The following is a 2,077-nucleotide window of genomic DNA, read 5'->3' as shown; positions in this document are numbered from 1 at the left end:
GACTCATTGCCAGCATCGAACGATATATCGAGCAGTACAACCAACACGGCCGGCCGTTCGTATGGACCGCGACCGCCGATTCAATCCTCCAGAAAGTGGCTCGGCTATGCAAAGTTATTTCTGGGACAGAACACTGAGCGTGCGCTTGCGTCCACGCCTGTCAGGCAATGCGCTCGCGTTTAACGCGCAGAAACCTGCCGCATTATGATCTCCGTCATCCGCTCGATATGCATTAGCAATTCGGGCACCGCTGTCGCCTCCCAAAAGCGTCTTTTAAGCGCAGGGCCAATATAAAAGAGCGATGGATTCGTACAGCTATTGACTCGAACCACGCGGTAAGACTCATCAACACACAACCCCGCCCAGTCAAATTTTGCAATCCCGTCGCGCCGTAACTGATCAAAAAGAGAATCACACGCGTGTGCTATAGGCCGGTGTTTGCAATCTGCATGCGGCTCTGTATCTGAAGCCGTTGCTCGATGAGCGGGAGCCATCCCGACATCGGTGCAATTCACGAAATACGATGCGTGCACAACGCGCGAGGCCGCTGCTGCGCGCGGGCGAATAGCCAGCAGCAGCCCGTCGCCATGTGCGCTGATTGTTTCGATTCGCCCCGCCATAAGCGAGAGACACCCACTCATCCTGAGTGACGCGACAAGCGCTGCCGTGGAAGCTGGCTGTCGGTGACGATGTGTGTTCCAATAAGGTGCAATATGGCGCACGAAAGCGCGTCGGTCGGCCTCAGACCAGTTTGACCAGATCTGCGGTACCGCCGGACGCAGGCTATCGATCACCTCGCGCCAGTCACCGCCCCTCGCGCGATGTTCAGCAATGACTTTGCGTACGACGGTGATGCAATGCCTGGGGCCGACAGTCAGTTGATCGAGAAGCGCCCGCCGCGCTTGTGGCTGGAGTCTCGGCGGTGACTGGCAGTGATGTTGGGGCAACAAACCACGGCGGGACATAAGCGTGAAGCGCAACTTTTCGCTGCGCCGGTGCAGCGCGTAAACAACGTCGAGTGCCGTCAAACCAGACCCGCACAGGAAGAAGTGGCTGTCATCCGGCACGGCCCGCAGTTTAACTGCGTCCCAAGGAGTCACGAGCAAACGTTGATCGAGTGAAGCGCCACCGGTCGCTGCTATAGTGATGGAGCGGCGGCCATCGCTGTGCCCGGTCGCAAGGATGACCTGATCGGCAGAAATCCCCACACCCGTGTGCAAATGAACCTTCGTTCGGCCATCGTCTACGGGCTCCAGCGCGACGGCATATCCGTCGTGTTGAGAAAACTGATGTTTCCCGGAGTTTGCGACGGCTTTTTTTAGCACATGTGCAAGATAATCACCGTACCAGGCACGTGGTAGAAAATCATCCGGTTCCGCAGGCCGGCCTCGCAGTCGGCAATAATCGACAAAGCCGTTGCCGTTGTCCCGCTCAACACTGAGGGTCCGTGCGGGGGCGTTCAGGAGCCAGCCCTCTTCGTCCGACCGATAAGCAACACCACGCGAAACGCTGTAGCTGTCATCGACAAGTGCGATCGACAGGGGCTTTTCGGTTTGATCCGACAGTAGCCTTGTGGCCGTCATCGTCCCGCAAAAACCGGCACCCACTATCACGATCGATACAGTCATTGCCACGGCTCCGATGGTTGTTCGTATCCGCTCCCGCAGAAAATTGATTTTGACGTTCAGATGGATACCCGCTCCGATAGCGTCGCTTGCATCGGGGCTCGTCGGGAAACTTCTCTTTCCGGCACGGATAGTCGGAAACTGTGCCGCGTCGCAGGAAGCGACTATGCGGCATCTCGCCTCAAGCTACAAAATCAATTGTTTGGATAACACTGATTCGCATCGCAAATGAATGTTCGCGAACGACGGGTATGACGATGGCTTCGCCAAATCCAGTGGGGAGATCCGATCAGAACAGCAACATTGAGGTCGCCCCGGTTTTTCGCCTTCCGGAGGCCCCAGGGTTAAGCAGCCGCATCGTGGCCGCTGGGCCACAAGCCAGTCTTGCATGAACCGAGTTGGCGACACGAAGCCAAGCGATGAACGACGACGACTGCGGTTATAAAACACTT

1 protein-coding gene and 1 pseudogene are annotated in these 2,077 nt (G+C 57.1%); one reads left to right on the top strand and one right to left on the bottom strand.

Annotation, left to right across the window (positions count from 1 at the left end; genetic code table 11):
- A pseudogene (locus tag BMI01S_RS43730) lies at positions 1–137 on the top strand (IS630 family transposase); the annotation flags it as partial.
- Positions 138–179: 42 nt separating this feature from the next.
- On the opposite strand, the gene BMI01S_RS40395 reads toward BMI01S_RS43730, so the two are convergent.
- Entirely contained in the window at positions 180–1,628 is a 1,449-nt protein-coding gene (locus tag BMI01S_RS40395; RefSeq protein ID WP_081723666.1) for an FAD/NAD(P)-binding protein, read from the bottom strand.
- Between the last annotated feature and the right edge of the window lie 449 nt (positions 1,629–2,077).

The organism is Paraburkholderia mimosarum LMG 23256 = NBRC 106338 (genome assembly GCF_000739815.1).
GTDB classification, from domain to species: Bacteria; Pseudomonadota; Gammaproteobacteria; order Burkholderiales; family Burkholderiaceae; genus Paraburkholderia; species Paraburkholderia mimosarum.
The sequence above is the reverse complement of the archived record's forward strand: the minus strand, read 5'-3'. Positions and strand labels throughout refer to the sequence as shown.

Bases quoted from the DNA above. Each gene is read 5' to 3' on its own strand.
- BMI01S_RS40395 (WP_081723666.1), bottom strand. From the start codon at position 1,628: ATGACTGTATCGATCGTGATAGTGGGTGCCGGTTTTTGCGGGACGATG.